This is a genomic window from Bordetella muralis, assembly GCF_054781015.1.
The window spans coordinates 842898-858834 of sequence record NZ_BAAGVF010000008.1 but is presented as its reverse complement, the minus strand read 5'-3'; the positions used below and the strand labels follow the sequence as shown (position 1 = coordinate 858834).

Annotated in this window: 15 protein-coding genes and 1 tRNA gene; 7 read left to right on the top strand and 9 right to left on the bottom strand. The window is 57.9% G+C overall.

Annotated features, from left to right (window positions below; genetic code table 11):
• Window positions 1–8: 8 nt before the first annotated feature.
• Complete coding sequence (locus ACYVIT_RS21665; RefSeq protein ID WP_415804542.1) at window positions 9–1004, bottom strand: NAD(P)H-dependent flavin oxidoreductase; 996 nt, start codon at window positions 1002–1004, stop codon at window positions 9–11.
• 156 nt (window positions 1005–1160) lie between these two features.
• Here ACYVIT_RS21665 and ACYVIT_RS21660 point away from each other — a divergent pair, with 156 nt between their 5' ends.
• From ACYVIT_RS21660 to ACYVIT_RS21645, 4 genes are all read left to right on the top strand, one after another.
• Window positions 1161–1781, top strand: coding sequence for a TetR/AcrR family transcriptional regulator (locus tag ACYVIT_RS21660; RefSeq protein ID WP_415804541.1), 621 nt, complete (start codon window positions 1161–1163; stop codon window positions 1779–1781).
• Window positions 1782–1850: 69 nt separating this feature from the next.
• Window positions 1851–2999, top strand: coding sequence for an acyl-CoA dehydrogenase family protein (locus ACYVIT_RS21655; protein ID WP_415804540.1), 1149 nt, complete (start codon window positions 1851–1853; stop codon window positions 2997–2999).
• Window positions 3000–3240: 241 nt separating this feature from the next.
• On the top strand, window positions 3241–4461 hold the full coding sequence (locus ACYVIT_RS21650) for a CaiB/BaiF CoA transferase family protein (protein WP_415804539.1): 1221 nt from the start codon (window positions 3241–3243) through the stop codon (window positions 4459–4461).
• A gap of 11 nt (window positions 4462–4472) precedes the next feature.
• The gene (locus tag ACYVIT_RS21645; protein ID WP_415804538.1) at window positions 4473–5999 is read left to right on the top strand and encodes a 3-hydroxyacyl-CoA dehydrogenase; all 1527 of its coding nucleotides are present in this window, start codon (window positions 4473–4475) and stop codon (window positions 5997–5999) included.
• A gap of 121 nt (window positions 6000–6120) precedes the next feature.
• Here ACYVIT_RS21645 and ACYVIT_RS21640 read toward each other — a convergent pair whose 3' ends face one another.
• The gene (locus ACYVIT_RS21640; protein ID WP_415804537.1) at window positions 6121–7050 is read right to left on the bottom strand and encodes a c-type cytochrome; all 930 of its coding nucleotides are present in this window, start codon (window positions 7048–7050) and stop codon (window positions 6121–6123) included.
• Window positions 7051–7263: 213 nt separating this feature from the next.
• Here ACYVIT_RS21640 and ACYVIT_RS21635 point away from each other — a divergent pair.
• Window positions 7264–7338 (top strand) — tRNA-Arg (locus tag ACYVIT_RS21635).
• A gap of 205 nt (window positions 7339–7543) precedes the next feature.
• Here the strand turns inward: ACYVIT_RS21635 and ACYVIT_RS21630 are convergent.
• The 6 genes from ACYVIT_RS21630 to ACYVIT_RS21605 all read right to left on the bottom strand — a co-directional run bounded on the left by ACYVIT_RS21630 (window position 7544) and on the right by ACYVIT_RS21605 (window position 13792).
• The gene (locus tag ACYVIT_RS21630; RefSeq protein ID WP_415804536.1) at window positions 7544–7936 is read right to left on the bottom strand and encodes a hypothetical protein; all 393 of its coding nucleotides are present in this window, start codon (window positions 7934–7936) and stop codon (window positions 7544–7546) included.
• A gap of 57 nt (window positions 7937–7993) precedes the next feature.
• The gene (locus ACYVIT_RS21625) at window positions 7994–8587 is read right to left on the bottom strand and encodes a hypothetical protein (RefSeq protein WP_415804535.1); all 594 of its coding nucleotides are present in this window, start codon (window positions 8585–8587) and stop codon (window positions 7994–7996) included.
• Between the two features lie 135 nt (window positions 8588–8722).
• The gene (locus tag ACYVIT_RS21620) at window positions 8723–9175 is read right to left on the bottom strand and encodes a type III secretion system chaperone (protein ID WP_415804534.1); all 453 of its coding nucleotides are present in this window, start codon (window positions 9173–9175) and stop codon (window positions 8723–8725) included.
• A 36-nt stretch (window positions 9176–9211) separates the two neighbouring features.
• Complete coding sequence (locus tag ACYVIT_RS21615) at window positions 9212–11419, bottom strand: hypothetical protein (protein ID WP_415804533.1); 2208 nt, start codon at window positions 11417–11419, stop codon at window positions 9212–9214.
• Window positions 11420–11532: 113 nt separating this feature from the next.
• Window positions 11533–13155, bottom strand: coding sequence for a cache domain-containing protein (locus tag ACYVIT_RS21610; protein WP_415804532.1), 1623 nt, complete (start codon window positions 13153–13155; stop codon window positions 11533–11535).
• A gap of 163 nt (window positions 13156–13318) precedes the next feature.
• Complete coding sequence (locus ACYVIT_RS21605; protein ID WP_415804531.1) at window positions 13319–13792, bottom strand: ATP-binding protein; 474 nt, start codon at window positions 13790–13792, stop codon at window positions 13319–13321.
• Between the two features lie 69 nt (window positions 13793–13861).
• Here ACYVIT_RS21605 and ACYVIT_RS21600 point away from each other — a divergent pair, with 69 nt between their 5' ends.
• Window positions 13862–14206: an STAS domain-containing protein gene (locus ACYVIT_RS21600; RefSeq protein WP_415804530.1), complete on the top strand. Its 345-nt coding sequence runs from the start codon at window positions 13862–13864 to the stop codon at window positions 14204–14206.
• A gap of 80 nt (window positions 14207–14286) precedes the next feature.
• On the opposite strand, the gene ACYVIT_RS21595 is transcribed toward ACYVIT_RS21600, so the two are convergent.
• Entirely contained in the window at window positions 14287–14736 is a 450-nt protein-coding gene (locus tag ACYVIT_RS21595; RefSeq protein ID WP_415804529.1) for a type III secretion system chaperone, read from the bottom strand.
• Window positions 14737–15045: 309 nt separating this feature from the next.
• On the opposite strand from ACYVIT_RS21595, the gene ACYVIT_RS21590 reads away from it, so the two are divergent.
• Window positions 15046–15930, top strand: a complete 885-nt coding sequence (locus tag ACYVIT_RS21590; protein WP_415804528.1) for an NAD(P)-dependent oxidoreductase — start codon at window positions 15046–15048, stop codon at window positions 15928–15930.
• Window positions 15931–15937 lie beyond the last annotated feature (7 nt).

The window sequence follows — 15937 nt, the reverse complement described above, 5'->3', positions numbered from 1 at the left end:
TCCGTTACTCAACCAGCCAAGGTCTTGCCCGCCAAACGGCGCTGACTTTGCTGGTATTCCTGTCGCAGCGTGGCTACGATCTCGGCCGCTGGACGCACGCTCTCGATGCCGCCCACTCCTTGCCCCGCGCCCCAAATATCTTTCCAAGGCTTGACCCGCGTCGTTCCAAAATTGGACGCGCCGGCATCGGGGGTGGGCAGGTTGGCAGGATCCAATCCTGCTGCCGCAATACTGGCCTTCAGATAGTTGCCGGGTATGCCGGTAAAGAACGGCGTATACAAAATATCCGAAGCACTGGCATCCACAATGGCCTGTTTATACGCCTCCGAGGCGTTGGCCTCCGCGCTCGCGATAAATCGCGTCCCCATATAGGCAAAATCAGCCCCCATTGCCAGCGCGCCCAATATTCCTGCACCCGAGGTGATCGCGCCTGACAAAATAACCGGGCCGTCATAAATACGCCGCACCTCGGACAACAGGGCAAACGGGCTGAGCGTGCCTGCATGGCCGCCTGCTCCCGCGCACACCAGAATCAGGCCGTCGACCCCGGCCTCCAGCGCTTTCTCGGCATGGCGCAGCGTCGTCACATCATGGAAAACCTTTCCTCCCCATGCATGAATCCCCGCGACCAGATCTCCGGGCGCACGCAGGCTGGTGATGATAAAGGGCACGCGATGTTTGCCGCAGCTCTGCAGATCGTGTTCCAACCTGTCGTTGGACTGATGAATGATCTGATTCACCGCAAACGGCGCAACCACCGCCGATGGATTGGCCTGGCGATGATCGGCCAGCCCGGCCTGCACTTCGGACAGCCAGTCATCCAACAGGGTCTGGGGGCGGGCGTTCAGTGCGGGAAAGGATCCCATCACGCCGCTCGTGCACTGCGCCACCACCAATTTGGGATTCGACACAATAAACATGGGCGAGCAGATGACCGGCAACGTCATCTGCGCATAGAGCTGATTGACCAGAGAATTGGGCTGGGCTTCGTCGCGTGCGTTCATGAGGATGAAACGTAGTAGTTGAAAGAGGGTAGAACACCTGCCTATAATTACCTACCGGCTGTCCGGTAATTAATTGTCTTTCATTTAACGGCATGCGCCGCAGGCCTGTCAATGCAGGTTTATCGGTGTAGCCGGCCGTGTCAAATTCAGGTCGTCATGTCCACTAGCCCGCTTGCCGCAAAACGCCCCCGTGCGGGCCGGCCGCCCACGATAGCCGCTCCTCGGGAACGCATTCTGGAAGAGGCCGCTCGGCTATTCGCCCGTTGCGGCTACGAAAGCAGCTCGATTGCCGATCTGGCCGCCGCTATCGGCGTGTCCAAGGCGGCCATTTATCACTACTACACCACCAAGCAAGACATCTACGACGCCATCATTCTGGATGTACTGGCCGGCCTGACTGCCACCGTGTCGCAGGCAGTTTCCCAGGCCACGGCAGCGCCGGAGCGTCTGCGCCAGTTCATGGTGGCTCACGCCCGTTATTTTGAAAACCATCACGCCCAGTTTGTCACCATGCTGATTGGCTATTCCGGTATGGCCATCACTGAGCGCGAGGATGCTGCGCGCCTGCGCGATGGGTACGAACGGCTGCTGCGCCAGATCATCTCCGATGGCATAGCCCGTGGCGAATTCCGTTCTTTAGACGTCGCTGCGACCGGCCGTGCCGTGCTCTCCATGCTGAATTGGATGGCGCGCTGGTATCAGCCCGGCGGTGCGCAGACTGCCGAGGCGATCGTCGCCGGCTATTTCGATTTGTTGAGTGGGGGGCTGAATGCGTAACGAACGCCGCCCTCGTGCCCAGCAGACGACTTTTTCTTCCTTATTCCTTTTGCATTAACAGACCTCATCATGGCTCTTGATACTGAAACCCTGAACTTGTTGCTGGACGCGGTCCGCCGCTTTGTGACCGATCGGCTCGTCCCCGCCGAAGACGCGTTGGCGCATAGTGGCGAGATACCCGACGATATCGTCGCGGAGATGCGCGATCTGGGTTTGTTTGGCTTGTCCATCGCTCCCGAATATGGCGGCCTGGGTCTGACCATGGAAGAAGAAGTCCGCGTCGTATTCGAGCTCGGCCAGACGTCGCCCGCTTTTCGCTCACTGGCCGGCACCAATATCGGTATCGGCTCACAATCTATCGTCCTGGCCGGTACCGACGAGCAGCGCAGCCATTACTTGCCCAAGCTGGCCAGCGGCGAATTGATCGGCTCTTTTGCGCTGACCGAACCCGATGCAGGCTCTGACGCGATATCGTTGCGCACGACTGCCGTGCGCGATGGCGATTACTACATCTTGAATGGCACCAAGCGCTTCATTACCAATGCCCCCATCGCCGGTCTGTTTTCCGTGATGGCCCGCACTGCGCCCGAGCGCAAGGCCTCATCTATCTCTTGCTTTCTGGTGGATGCCGGCACCCCGGGCGTGACCTTGGGCAAGCCCGACAAAAAAATGGGCCAGGCCGGCGCGTTGACCTGCGATGTGATCTTCGATAATTGCCGTGTTCCTGCCTCGACCTTGTTGGGAGGCGAGGAGGGCAATGGTTTCCGCACCGCGATGCGTGTGCTCGATAAAGGCCGCCTGCATATATCAGCGCTGTGCGTCGGTATCGCCGAACGTTTGATCCGCGATGCCGTCCAATATGCGACGCAGCGCAAGCAGTTCGGCCAGCCCATTTCCGAGTTCCAACTCATCCAGGCCATGATTGCCGACAGTCAGGCCGAGCTGTACGCCGCACGCTGCATGGTCTTGGACGCCGCACGCAAGCGCGACCGCGGCGAGAACACCACGCTGGAGGCCGCATGCTGCAAGCTCTACGTCACCGAAATGGTCGGCCGCGTGGCTGACCGCGCGGTACAGATCCACGGCGGCGCGGGTTATATCTCCGAATACGCCGTCGAACGTTTCTATCGTGACGTGCGTCTGTTCCGTATTTTTGAAGGCACATCGCAAATCCAGCAGTTGGTCATTGCGCGCGAAACGATCAAGGCATACTCGTAATGCGATGGCGCGATGCATGCGCTAGCGCGCTGTGTGTCTATATGCAGCATCAGACACGCTGCGCATCTGACAGCAGCTAAGCGTGCCCCATGCATCCGTACTGGACTGCGCTTCATGTGCGAAATACGCACAAGAACGTTCGCAAAACAGAATACGCCTGGACCGCGGCAGGGGCTAATATCCAAAGGCTTTACCCTCCGACCGCTTGATCACGCAGCTACTGCATTTACCTATCGCTCACATGTCACAACGACCCGCTCCCCTGACCGGCATTCGCGTTCTGGATCTGACCCGCGTTCTGGCCGGCCCCTGGTGCACTCAGAATCTCGCCGATCTGGGCGCCGAAGTCATCAAAATCGAACGTCCGGGCTCGGGTGACGATACCCGTGCCTGGGGCCCTCCTTATCTGAAAGACGCAGACGGTGCGGACACCACCGAGGCCGCCTACTACCTGAGCGCCAATCGCAACAAGTATTCGGTGGCGCTGGATATCGCCTCGCCGCGCGGCGCCGAACTCGTGCGCCAACTGGCTCGCCAGAGCGACATCCTGGTCGAAAACTTCAAGGTCGGCGGCCTGCGTAAGTATGGTCTGGACTACGAGACCCTGAAAGCTGAGAATCCCGCGTTGATCTACTGCTCGATTACCGGCTTTGGCCAGACCGGCCCCTACGCCAGCCGCCCGGGCTATGACTTCATGATTCAGGGCATGGGCGGCTTGATGAGCATCACCGGTGAGCGCGATGATCTGCCCGGCGGCGGTCCGCAGAAAGCCGGTGTCGCCGTTGCCGATTTAATGACCGGCATGTATTCCACCGTCGGCATTCTGGCTGCTTTGCATGAGCGTAGCCGCAGTGGCTTGGGCCAGCACATCGACATGGCACTGCTGGATTGCCAAGTCGCCATGATGGCTAATCAAAACCTGAACTTCATGACCTCGGGCAAGGCCCCGCAACGTGCCGGCAACGCGCATCAGAACCTGGTGCCTTATCAGGTCTTCGCCGCGGCCGATGGCCATTTGATTGTGGCGGTGGGCAACGATAGCCAGTTCCGCAACTATTGCCGCGTCATTGGCACCCCCGAGTTGGCCGAGGATCCGCGCTTTGCCACCAATCCGCAGCGCGTGAAAAATCGCGAAGCTCTGGTGCCGTTGCTCAGCGAGCGTATGGCAACAGGCAAACGCGACCATTGGCTGGCCGAGCTGGAGTCCGCCGGCGTTCCTGCAGGTCCGATCAACACCCTGGATCAGGTGTACGAGGATCCTCATGTGCAAGCCCGCCAAATGCGGCGCGAGTTGCCCCATCCCACGGCTGGCGTGGCCCCTATTGCCGCCAGCCCGTTGAAATTTTCGGATAGCCCGGTGCAATACCGTCGCCCCGCCCCCTTGCTGGGTGAGCACACTGAGCAAGTGCTGTCAGAGCGGCTGGGCCTGTCCGAAGCAGAAATCCAGGCACTGAAAACATAGGAGTAGACACGATGACAACTGATATTCAAACCATCGCCGTGGTTGGCGCGGGCGCCATGGGCCGAGGTATTGCGCAAATCGCTGCGCAGGCAGGCGTGCTAGTTCGTCTGTACGACACGAGCGCAGATGCCGTGGCCGCCGCGCGTGAGTCCCTGCGTCAGTTGTGGGACAAGCTCGTGCAAAAGGGCAAGCTCAGTCCCGAGCAGGCCGAAGCGGCATTGGCGCGCGTCGTGGCCGCCGCCAGCTTGCAAGATCTGGCAGACACGCAACTCGTCATCGAGGCCATCGTCGAGCGCTTGGATATCAAGCGTGATCTGTTCTCTCAACTCGAAGCCATCGTCAGCGCAGACTGCATCCTGGCCTCCAATACTTCGTCGTTGTCGATCACTGCGATTGCCGCGGCGTGCAAGCATCCCGAACGCGTAGCAGGCTTTCATTTCTTCAACCCCGTCGCATTGATGAAGGTCGTCGAAGTCATCGACGGCCTGCGCAGCGATCCGGCTGCGGGCGATGCCCTGGCCGCCTTGGCGCGCCGCATGGGCCATACGCCTGTGCGTGCCAAAGACATGCCCGGCTTTATCGTCAACCATGCAGGCCGCGGGATGAACATCGAGGGTTTGCGCGTCGCACAGGAAAACGTCGCGTCCTTTGCGCAGATCGACGCCATCATGCGCGAACAGGCGGGCTTCCGGATGGGGCCCTTTGAGCTGATGGATCTCACTGCCCTGGACGTCTCGCATCCGGTGATGGAATCCATCTATCGCCAGTTCTTTGATGAGCCGCGCTTCCGGCCGTCGCCCATTACCACCGTGCGATTGGCAGGCGGCCTTATCGGCCGCAAAGCCGGCGAAGGCTTTTACGCCTATCCAGACGGTCAAAAGCAAGTTCCTGCCGAGCCACCCGTGCCGGCGGCCCAGGCGGGTCTGCAAGTCTGGATCAGCCCCGAGCATTCCGAGGGGTACGCACGCGCCCGTGCCTTGTTGCAAAGCCTGAACGCCAATATCGTCGAATCCGCCGAGCCACCCGCTCAGGCTCTGATCATCGTGACGCCGTTCGGCGAAGACGTCTCCACCAGCGTTTACCAACAGCAATTGGACTCGACCCGTACCGTAGGCCTGGACACGCTGCATCCCTTGGAAAGCGGCAAACGCCGTACGCTGATGCTTTCGCCAGCCACCCAGGCGAATTGGCGTGATGCTGCGCATGCCTTGCTGGCCGGCGATGGGGCGCCCGTCAGCGTCATTCAAGACTCCCCGGGATTCGTCGCGCAACGCATCGTGGCCGCTATTGTGAACGTGGCTGCCGAGATTGCCCAACAAGGCATTGCGACACCGGCCGATATCGATCGTGCCGTGACGTTGGGTCTGGGTTATCCGGCCGGCCCGCTTGCCATGGGCGATGCCTTGGGCGGCGAGCGCATTCTGGAAATCCTGCGTAGCCTGCAGCGCGTCACGGGCGACATGCGGTACCGTCCCAGCCTGTGGCTGCAGCGCCGCGTGCAATTAGGGTTGCCGTTGCTCGCCGAAGCAACCGCCTAACTCACTGTGTCACTGCGAAGCGAGGCATCTCTACGAGGCGCCTCGCTGTCTCGTCCCGAACCGGCTGACTCTCGATGGCATGAGAGCGAGCGTGCCAGCCTTCGATGCTGCTTATTTGCTTCTATTTAGCAGCATTCACCATGTATTCGACCGCGGCGCGGATATCGTCTTCAGAGGCATTTGCCGCTCCGCCCTTTGGAGGCATGGCGCCCTTGCCCTGCATGGCGACCTTTACCATCGCGTCGACGCCTGTCTTGATATAAGGCTCCCAGGCCGCTTTGTCGCCGAACTTGGGTGCACCAGCGATCCCAGCGCTATGACAGGCGAAACAGGTGCTTTTATAGAGCTTTTCCCCTGCCGGATTGACGGCGGCTTGTGCCTGCTGAGGGGCAGGCGCGGCAGCAGCGGCGGGCGCCGGGGGCGGGGCAGAGGTATTACTGGCCGCAGGGGCCGGGCTCGGTGCAGCTGCGGCAGGAGCAGCCGGAGCTGCAGCTGCGGGCGCAGCAGGCTGCGAGCCTGCTGCCGATGTACCCGCTTGCTCAGGCGCCGCCGGCTCGTCAAGCGAGGCGCCGGATTGGTTTGCCATGTACACCACGGCGCGAGCCACTTCGTAATCGCTTAACGCAGGGTTGCCGCCTTTTGCGGGCATGGCGCCTTTGCCATGCAGCGCGACGTTCAGCATGCTGTCGTAGCCGCTCTGGATAAAAGGCGCCCAGGCCGCTTTATCCCCGAGTTTTGGCGCGCCAGCTACACCCGCGGTGTGACAGGCCGTACAGACAGCTTGAAAGACCTGCTCTCCGGTTTTGAAAACCTTGGGCGCATTGGCGTCGACCAGCTCGAAACCTGATACCGGGGCAATGCGCTTATTAATGGACTCTGTAGTTAATGTGTCAGAGCCCGCACCCACCTTAGTGCCCGATGTGACCATATTCACGAGCAAAATAATGATGAGGATGGGGAGGACAAAAGCCAGCACGACCGTGACGATCAGCTGTTTGGGGGTCTTGATGGGCGAGGCGTGTTCTTCGTTGTGTTCCTGCTCGTTGCTCATAACCTATATCCTGCAAATCGGGTACCGGGGCGCCTAATGGCGGCAACAGACGACGAATCAACTACTACGCAAGGAGTGGTCGCAAAGCAAGACCCACCCCGCATGCAAACATCCGATTATATAACGCATGTGAGGCAAAAACAGGGACGGCAGGACATTCCTCATGCCGCATCGCCGCAAGAAGCAAAAACTTAGGTACAATACCGCCTCTTTGCGCCCGTAGTTCAATGGATAGAATGAGAGTTTCCGAAGCTCTTGATACAGGTTCGATTCCTGTCGGGCGCGCCATAGAATCAATGGCTTGGATTGCATTTGTGTCCGCGTCGTGCCCAAAGCGCCGTGTTGTTTGCGCGTAACGCTCGACGAGCCCTTCGCATCTTGTCTGGACGATTTCAGTCCTCTTCCTCGCAACGGCCAGCGCTCACAGCGCGATCACTCAACCGTACTGGCCCAAGCTCTCGGGCGTACGTCGGGCTCTCGCAGAGGCGCGAATCTACATATATGTACTCCTGGCAAAGATGCCAGCGTGTATGGCCAGCGCAGTGAGTTCTGCCTCTGCAGGCCATGGCAAAGCAGATAAATTCCTAATTTTGTCCGCTTCTTTTTCGATACTTTTCGCGAAACCAGCCAGTGCCGATAGGGATTTGGTCCCTGGGCGTTGCTGGGCTTCTAGAGCTCCTCTGGGCAGATCAATGCCGTTGCGCTGCGCGCGCACAATGAGTTCACGGAACTCTTCCTGTATGTGCTGTGGCACCGCGTATTTCTTTATCGACGCGTTGCGTGGCTTGATCGTGGGGACGCTGTCTATGTCAATGCTGCTCGGCTTTTCATGACGTTGTTCAGGCTCACTAGAGAAGCGAAAGTCATCGATAGATGAGATCTTCATGGAAAATCCTCACTGTCACGGCTCGCGCCTGACATTCATGCCGCTCATGTAATTGAGCTATTTTTCAAATTCTTTGATGAACTCGGCGGCTTTATTCCGCAGCAAGCCGTACTCACTTAACTGGGGCTTGGCCGGTGAGGCTCGCCACTCCATCTCTTTTTTTTCCGCCTCTGCGTGAATTTTTTTGGCCACGTTGACGAGATCAGAGACGTGCTTGCTCCCCGAACGGCCTTCAGCTTTAACGAAAGTTTCGGATAGCCCTAGTCCTGAGCTTTTGGCACCCCAGATCAGTTCGTTGTACCTATCGCGGACCTGCGGAGGCAGGCCAGCTGTCACCTTGGGGGTTCCGCGTGGTTTTGCTAGGTGCGCCGCATTTGCCCTGATCTCATCGGGATTCTCGGTGCGCTTCTCAGGCAGTACGCTCAGCAGCGTGCTGACAGCGGCGTTCCCGACAGCGATCAGATTCGACGTCACAGTGTTGAACAACGAGGCCGGCAGCATGATGACAGACCAACCAAACGAGCTTAAGCGCGAAGCGAAGCCCGCTTTGTGATTTGACAAATTGTCTTGAGCGTCACAGGCTTGCTTACTATCCCCGTTACTGATGGAGTGTCCGGATAATGGACCCATTGCGCCTACCAGGTCGTTCATGGTGCTATCGCTGTGGATCGTAGCGCTGTCCGATGACGCTTGTGCCATGTCAACGGGTGCCTCTCGAACGAGAGAGCGCATAGTGCTTTGCCCAGGATCGGTGTTCATTCTCGTCGTCATGAAGGCTATTCCTTGTTAAGGCCTATGGGAAAACGCCAAGCGTTGTTCCAGTCCGGTCGGAGGCCCGACCCGATCCAGTTCGCCGTTGGCATACCGCCGCCAGAATGTGGCCGTTTGAGTAAAGGCACCGACTACGTTGGCTAGTGAATGCGCATCCAGTAGAACCAATGGAACGCGTAGCGACATGGCCAAGGTCTCGCCGCTCATTCCCAACGTGGCGCCGCCGGTAGCTGCCCACAGATAGTTGGCCTCCATAGCGACTTGCAGGATCTCGGCCCTACGCTCGGCCGAGATTTCGACCAACGCAGAAAACAGAACGACGTCTCCCGTTCGATCGTCTCCCTCATAAAACAGGCTGATGGTGATGCCATCGACAATGAGTTCTTTCGTTTTGAGAAATTGCTCTGTCGATGGCAATCCAATTTCGTCAGCGAATGCGGTCAACAACGCTACGTAACGGGAAGCCATGGCACAGTCCTTTCTACGTGAAGCAAGGCTGACGTCTTAGATTCCGGCAGGGAATACCGAGGTCGAGAGTGTGTCGTTCTGAATGCCAGTAGGTATGACCGCGACCGGTTTATCAGGCGCCGCAGCGAACGGATTGATTCTGTTCCACAGTCCTGCCACAAAACCGCCATCGGTCGCAGCCACCTTGACTGCAGGGCTCATCAACGCAGTTGCGAAACTGCCTGCTGCCATGATCTGCTCGCCAATCGTTTGAACCCGCGCCCCTACAACCGCGGCGCCTGTTTGTGCCGCGCTGGTCGCGTAATCCAGGGCAGTATTGCCCACATATTGCACGCCGCTTACGGTGCGCTCGGCCGCGTACTGAGCCGTGACCGGCACGCTATTGAGCGCGATTCGATGAGCTGAGAATCCGCCGTGGAGCTCATTCTGATTGACATCAAGCAGATTGGCTAAGGCCTTATATTCCGGGTTTTGGGGATGCTTGAAATCGCCCCCATCGATATAGGGACGCAGATGCTGGAGCGCAATCTTAACCGCCAATTTTGGGATAGCCCGTCGAACCCAGGATGCCTCCTTCTTTTCGGTTTGCTGCTCGCCCTGCACTGGCGGTTTCTTCAGATCATTTGCCGTCGCTGTCTCTGTTCTTTGCGTGACCTGTTCCGGTTTTGCTTCCGGGATTCTTAGCGCCGCATTTTGATTGTTTGGATTCTCATTGGCCCATTGCGCTGCATACTCGTTTGCCGCCTGCTGCGCTCTCAATGCTACTGCGTCGCGTTCGGCTTTTTTTGCCGCCCGCTCCACAGCCTTTTTCTCCATGTGCTCCAGGTTTCTTTCAACCACGTTCTCCAGCAACGCCGCCAGGCGATCCCAATCATTTAAAGCTACATAGGTGCCGATGGTGTTCTGCGCGGGCAGCTGAGTCGTTTCGGACAGGATGCTGGCCAAGGACTTCCTGATCCCAAAATCTGCCGCCGGCAGGGCCTGCAACAAGACATCCACGGCCTCCCTGATACGCGCAGCGTTTCTCTTGTCCATGTCTGTCACGAGCAAGACCCCGATTGCCTGGTTCATTGCTTTGAATTTTGTAGCTTGCTCATAGGCCTTTTTCGCGTCCTTCACCGCCATTTGCGCGCTCGTCTCGAGCTCTACAAAATCGCTGATACCGGCTGCCTCTTCCGATGATTCAGTCGGCCGAACTTTGCTCTGAGCGACATGCGATATTGGTGCGCTGCTCAGTGCACCTTTGTTCTCGTCGATACCATCATCCGATGCGTCGACCAACAAAAAATCAGCTATCTCTTTGTCCACGTCGCTTTGCGCGGCGGACTCGGGCTCTTGCATCTGCAGGGCGGGCACGGGCGATTGCGCCTGTACGGGAAATGTGGCGTTCTCTTTCTCAAGTGCTTTTTGAGCCTCCTCCAGTACGTTTTTCGCGTCGCTGTGAGCTTTCGCAGCAAATGCCGTGGTCAAATCGGCGACGTTACGCAGGAACGGCTCGTTGATCAGTGGCTTGGTCGGCGTGTAGTTGTTCAACGCTTCTATGCAGTTCTCAGGGTTAACCAGATACGCGTGTAGGCATCCAGCTGCAAGCGTCAATTCGGGTTTCGCGTGGAACTTCTCGTCTTGGTGAAATGCCGGATTCTGCAAAATTGCCCGATCGACCAGGGCCCGTATGAAACCAGTTCCCGCACCAACGCCCGCGAGGATCAATTGGCTACGGTAAGTGTCCGATTCCTCTGGGACGACGGCATTCTTGATTTTTTCGCTGAGCGAATCCCAGCCGTGATTTTGTGCATAGACGCCCAGGAACTGGTGAATAGCTTGTTTGCCGATGTAGTCGTTAAGCAGCGTCTGCGCAAGATTAATAGCGGGTTCTTTGGCGCTATCAGGAATATTGCCGGCAGCAGTTTGCTTCTTCAAGGTGTGCGTCAGCAACTCTTTGACGCTGGCAGAAAACTGCTCGTCATCGGCGCCGCGCAAAATCTGATCGGCATATTCGATCAGCTCGGCGCCGGTGATGCCCGCAATGGACTCCGCATACTTGTCGACGGCTTTATGGGCGCTGGCGATACCTAACCCCAGTCCGATCGCCTGGTGCAGAACGGCTTCGGCAAGCGTGTTGCGAGTGACTCGGCCGCCGGTGAGGCGCGAGGTCAGGTCATTCAGGTTGTCTGAATAGTTCAGAGCACCGAACGCAGCGGTGTGCACCGCCAGCGAGATGGATTGGTAGACAGGGATGTGCATAATAATTAGCCGAAAAAAGTAGTTAGAACCCCGGCAGCGTCACGATAGGCTGAACAGTCATCGGCGACCGCGATTAAACGTATGTGCAATCAAGGCGCGCGAGCGAGAAGAGCTTATGCATGGACGGGCAGGGACTGGGCGACGTTGACCGCGGCCTGTACGACTTTTTGCTCCCAGTCTTCGATCAGATGGGGCAAATAGGCGCTCCAGCGGCCGGCCTGATTGACGAGGGCTTCCAGTTGTGCGATCGCCGCGGGGCTATCGAGATCGGATAGCGAAATGGTCTTGAACAGAATCACCTGATCCTGCTGCGGCTCAAAGCCAAACATGCAGCCGTCTGTTGCCGCACCGAACATATGAGCTTGCAACAGCATGGCGAAGAACGCATCCCGATGTGTCGCGGGTGCGTTGCTGAGCATGCAATAGGCGTGCGTGATGCCCTTACTCTTGTCGTGATGGATGTTCTCCCGCAACTTGCTGTCCATATCCATAAAGGCCGTGGCGAGCCGGCCCACTTCGTCTCTGTGCAGATCTGGAAGGGTTGCGATGTGACGAGGTACGCTGCTCTCTGCCTGCACTGCTTGATCGGGGAGCTGCCGCGCATATGATGTCAGCCTCTTTAGGGGCTGTACGATGCGCGCGGCGAAGAACCATGCGCTCATTAATGCAACCAACAACATGGCGCCAAAGATCAGGGCCTGGCTGCGTAGCAGTTTTCGGGCTGGCGCGGTCAAGTCTTTTTCCGGAACCGCCGCCACAATCGTCCAACGCAGTGGCGCGTAGTGTGCACTGTCAATGGTCCAAAGATCCCGAGAACCTTCCACCTGCAGGCCGTGGAGATTTGCGCGAGCGGGACCGTCCAGACGTTGGCGCAATGTCTGGTCATCGTCGAAGCGGCTATCGAGAAAGCCGCTATGCGCATCTGGTGGGGCGACTACGAAGCGTCCATCGTCGGCAACAATGAACACAAAGCCGGAACGCGCCAGTTTCAACGACAATAACGTTGTCCGCACGGCGTTCTCCATTTGCGTGCGGTATTCCTCGATCTGATTGATGACATCTGCCGCACTGTCACTGACGGCCAAAACCCAGTTCCACGGACCAAAGTAATCGAAGTAGGCGTAGCGCGAGTTGTCGTCGTCGCCAATCATCAGTCCGTCAAGATCTGGTTGAACATGGCCAGCAGGCTGAGTGGAGGTCGGCCTGCGATAGATCCCGAAGCTATAACCGGAATCGTAGCTTTCTTCGAGCGCGAACTGTGCCAGCGGCCGATTTTTGTAGTCATTGATCGACGAGAGGTCACGGCCCCTCATCGGAGGGTAGCCGCTGGCCAGCACGATGTATCGAGTATCAAAGACAAAGGCATAGCGATCGCCGTCGAAGTGCAATTGGTTGATCCATTCACGTGCCAGGTCCTGGGCCATCGCTTCTGTGACCACGCCGTCGTCGGCTAGATCGGCATAGGATTCCAGCGTAGCCTCGATGAGTTTTCCGGTTTGCATGAGCTGGCGTCTGCCATTGCGCACGATCGACACTTTGTTATTGAGCATGGCGCCCCAACGCGCCGCTGCGTCATGACGGATCAGGTCCAGCACGTTGTTGATGGCGTGCTGCTCGCTCGCCATGACCGTATCGGTCACGTTGCGCTGCGATGTCAGCATCACCACAATGGCGACCGCGACCAGCATCGTCGTCACCAGCGCGAAGATTTTGCTATGTAGCGATTGGAATGACATGAATCGGTACGTTAGGGGTCAAGCGGGTGAACAGGGGGAGAGCTCATGCGACGGGAACGGGCGGTCAGCGGCAATACGAGATTTCGGTTGCGCAATGACGCTGAGTAACATCAGCGAACGATTAGTTCCATGCGAAGAGACATCAAAAATGATGGCTCATTGTTTACCCCTTGGGACTGTTCGTCAGATCTGCCAGCAGTGTCAGGCAGTTTCGTTGACGGCGGCGCACATAAGACATGCCTGATAAATAATGGCGCATGAGACGCAAACCATGTCCGCCTAAATGGGCTTCGTCCAGCGATGCGGCCAACGATGGCGTGATGGATTGAGTGGGATCGTAGGGGCGACCGTTGTCGATGATTTCAAGGCGGACCTGCGTGCACGTCGACGTGCATCGCAAGCAAATGGTGCGTGGTGTTGAATCGCCATCCGTGCGATGATTGTCATTGATATGATCAGCGGACTGAAACGCATAGGAAACTATGTTTGTTAATGCTTCGTCGAGACTGAGTGTCAAGGCAAATGCAACTGCTGACGGCCAATGTTCACGACGGCAGATGGTCTCCAGCCACTGCGTGGCTGACTTCACGGTGTTTCGATCAGGAACGAGGTCCAGCGTATCGGTCTGCGGAGGCATGTTGACGTATCTTCCGTCCCATGAATGATTGGTGGGCTTGCATTTAATGCGCATCTACGAGGCAATGAAATGGCGCTTGCAATCGACAGAATCGAAGACACCGTAGTGATATCTGCCGAGGGGCAGATCAATAGCGGCAATGCGTCGGCCATCGAGGCAGAGTTGTTATCACAGGTAGATAAAGGCGAACATCGGATCGTATTGGACCTGGCTATGCTCAGCTACATTTCCAGCGCGGGACTACGCGTGGTGTTGTTGTTAGCCAAGCGGCTCAAGCAGGTCAACGGAAAGTTGGTCTTGTGTGCACTGCAATCGCGGGTGCGTGAGGTGTTTGATATCAGCGGGTTTCTGGCCATCCTGACGGTGGTGGACACACGTGAACAAGCAATACGGACCGCCACCACCGCAGATTGAGTTTGTCCGGTAGCCCCATCACTCGATTGATGAACAGGCTGGCCAGGTGCCGAGGCTTGGACTTGTCTCTGTATAGGGAGTCATGCAAAAGCAGGCTCGGCAGCGGCGCCAGGCGAAGATGGTGCTGATAATTCAATGGCTGTTGTTCCCTCGATCAGGGATTTCCAGCGCAGCGCGATATCTACAAAGGCGCCGATCATGTCGGCAAAGCCTTTGGCGTGGCACAAGGGTAATGGCGTCCGGCCCGCGAGCAAGACTGATCCTGTCCCATGCTGTAAGCCCAAGGTGCAACCGCCCGTCCCTGCCCATAGTGCATTGGCTTGCAGCATGAGGACATGAAGCGATTCACTGCAGGCCGGGACGCCGAGATTCGTGCAGAACACGATATCACCGATATCCTCATCACCCTCTGGCATCAGGCTGACAGTGATGCCATTGACTACGATTTCTTGTGCTGCCAGCAGTAACTGCACCGGCTCCAGGCCCAGGATGGCGGCGTAGTTGCTGAGTAGATGTTCGTAGCGTGACATGGGCGATCTCGGATGAGGGGGAAGAGTGAGAGAAGCTCGGTCGTTCGGTAATGACGGCAAACGTAGGTAACGCCCAGCGGGTTCCTGGTTCCAATGCTGCGCTATTGACCGGAATGGCTGGCTTGTTAATGGAAGGCTGTCTGCCGGTCCTCAGCGTGTACGGGACAGTAGTGATTGGCTTGGCCGCTGGTTGTACTGTCAGTGTTCATTTATTAAAGGGTTTACCCTTATAAACAAGGGGTATTAAACAGGGTTATATATAGAATTGTTTTTTTTATGTATTTTTTGGTTGAGCCAGCCTGGAGCAAAATGAAGATCGCGTTAATTGGTTGTGGTGAGGTGGGGCACTGCTATGCCCAGGCTTGGTTAGCTGCGGGGCACCAGATCGCCGCCGTGTGCGAATTGCGGCACGATGCCGACATGCAGGCCAGGGTGCAAAGCTACGGAGCGACGCTGCACGCGACGCCGGGGGCCTGGTTGGCCGACGCGGATCTCGTGGTGTCGGCCGTGTTTGGCTACGCTGCCCAAGCAGTGGCCGCTCAGGCGTTGCCGTACTTGCGCAGTGACGCATTGTTTGCCGATTTCACGACGGCGAGCGCTGCCGACATGCGCGCGGCTGCGGCGGTCGCCGCCACACATGGCGTGCCGTTTGCAGACGTGGCGATCATGGGGGCGATTGCCCTGCTCGGGGCGCGCACTCCGCTGCTGACTGCCGGAACGGGGGCCGCTGCGGTGGTCGAGTTCGCCCAGGCCTGCGATATTCCCGCGCAAGCGATCGATGGACAGGCCGGTGATGCGGTGCAGTTGAAGCTTTTGCGCAGCATCATGACCAAGGGCATGGAAAGCCTGGCGGTCGAGTGTCTGGTCGCTGCGGAGAAACTTGGTTTGCGCAATGCCTTGTATGACGTGCTGGGCGATATTGACCGTACGCCACTGACAACATTCGTCGATTCTTTTGTGCGCTCTCACGTGCTGCACGCGCCGCGCCGCTTGGCAGAGGTGCGAGAGGCGCGCGAGCAATTGGTCGAAGCGGGCTTGCAGCCTTTGGTGCTCGATGGCGTTGAGCGCTTATTCGCGCGTACGACGCAAGGGATCAACGACGCCCGCGCAGCGCGAGGTGGCGCGCCGTTGGAATTACCCGATACTGTGCAGGCCCGCCTGGAATGGTTGACGCCATTGGCCCAGAAAAAGTGATTTTTAC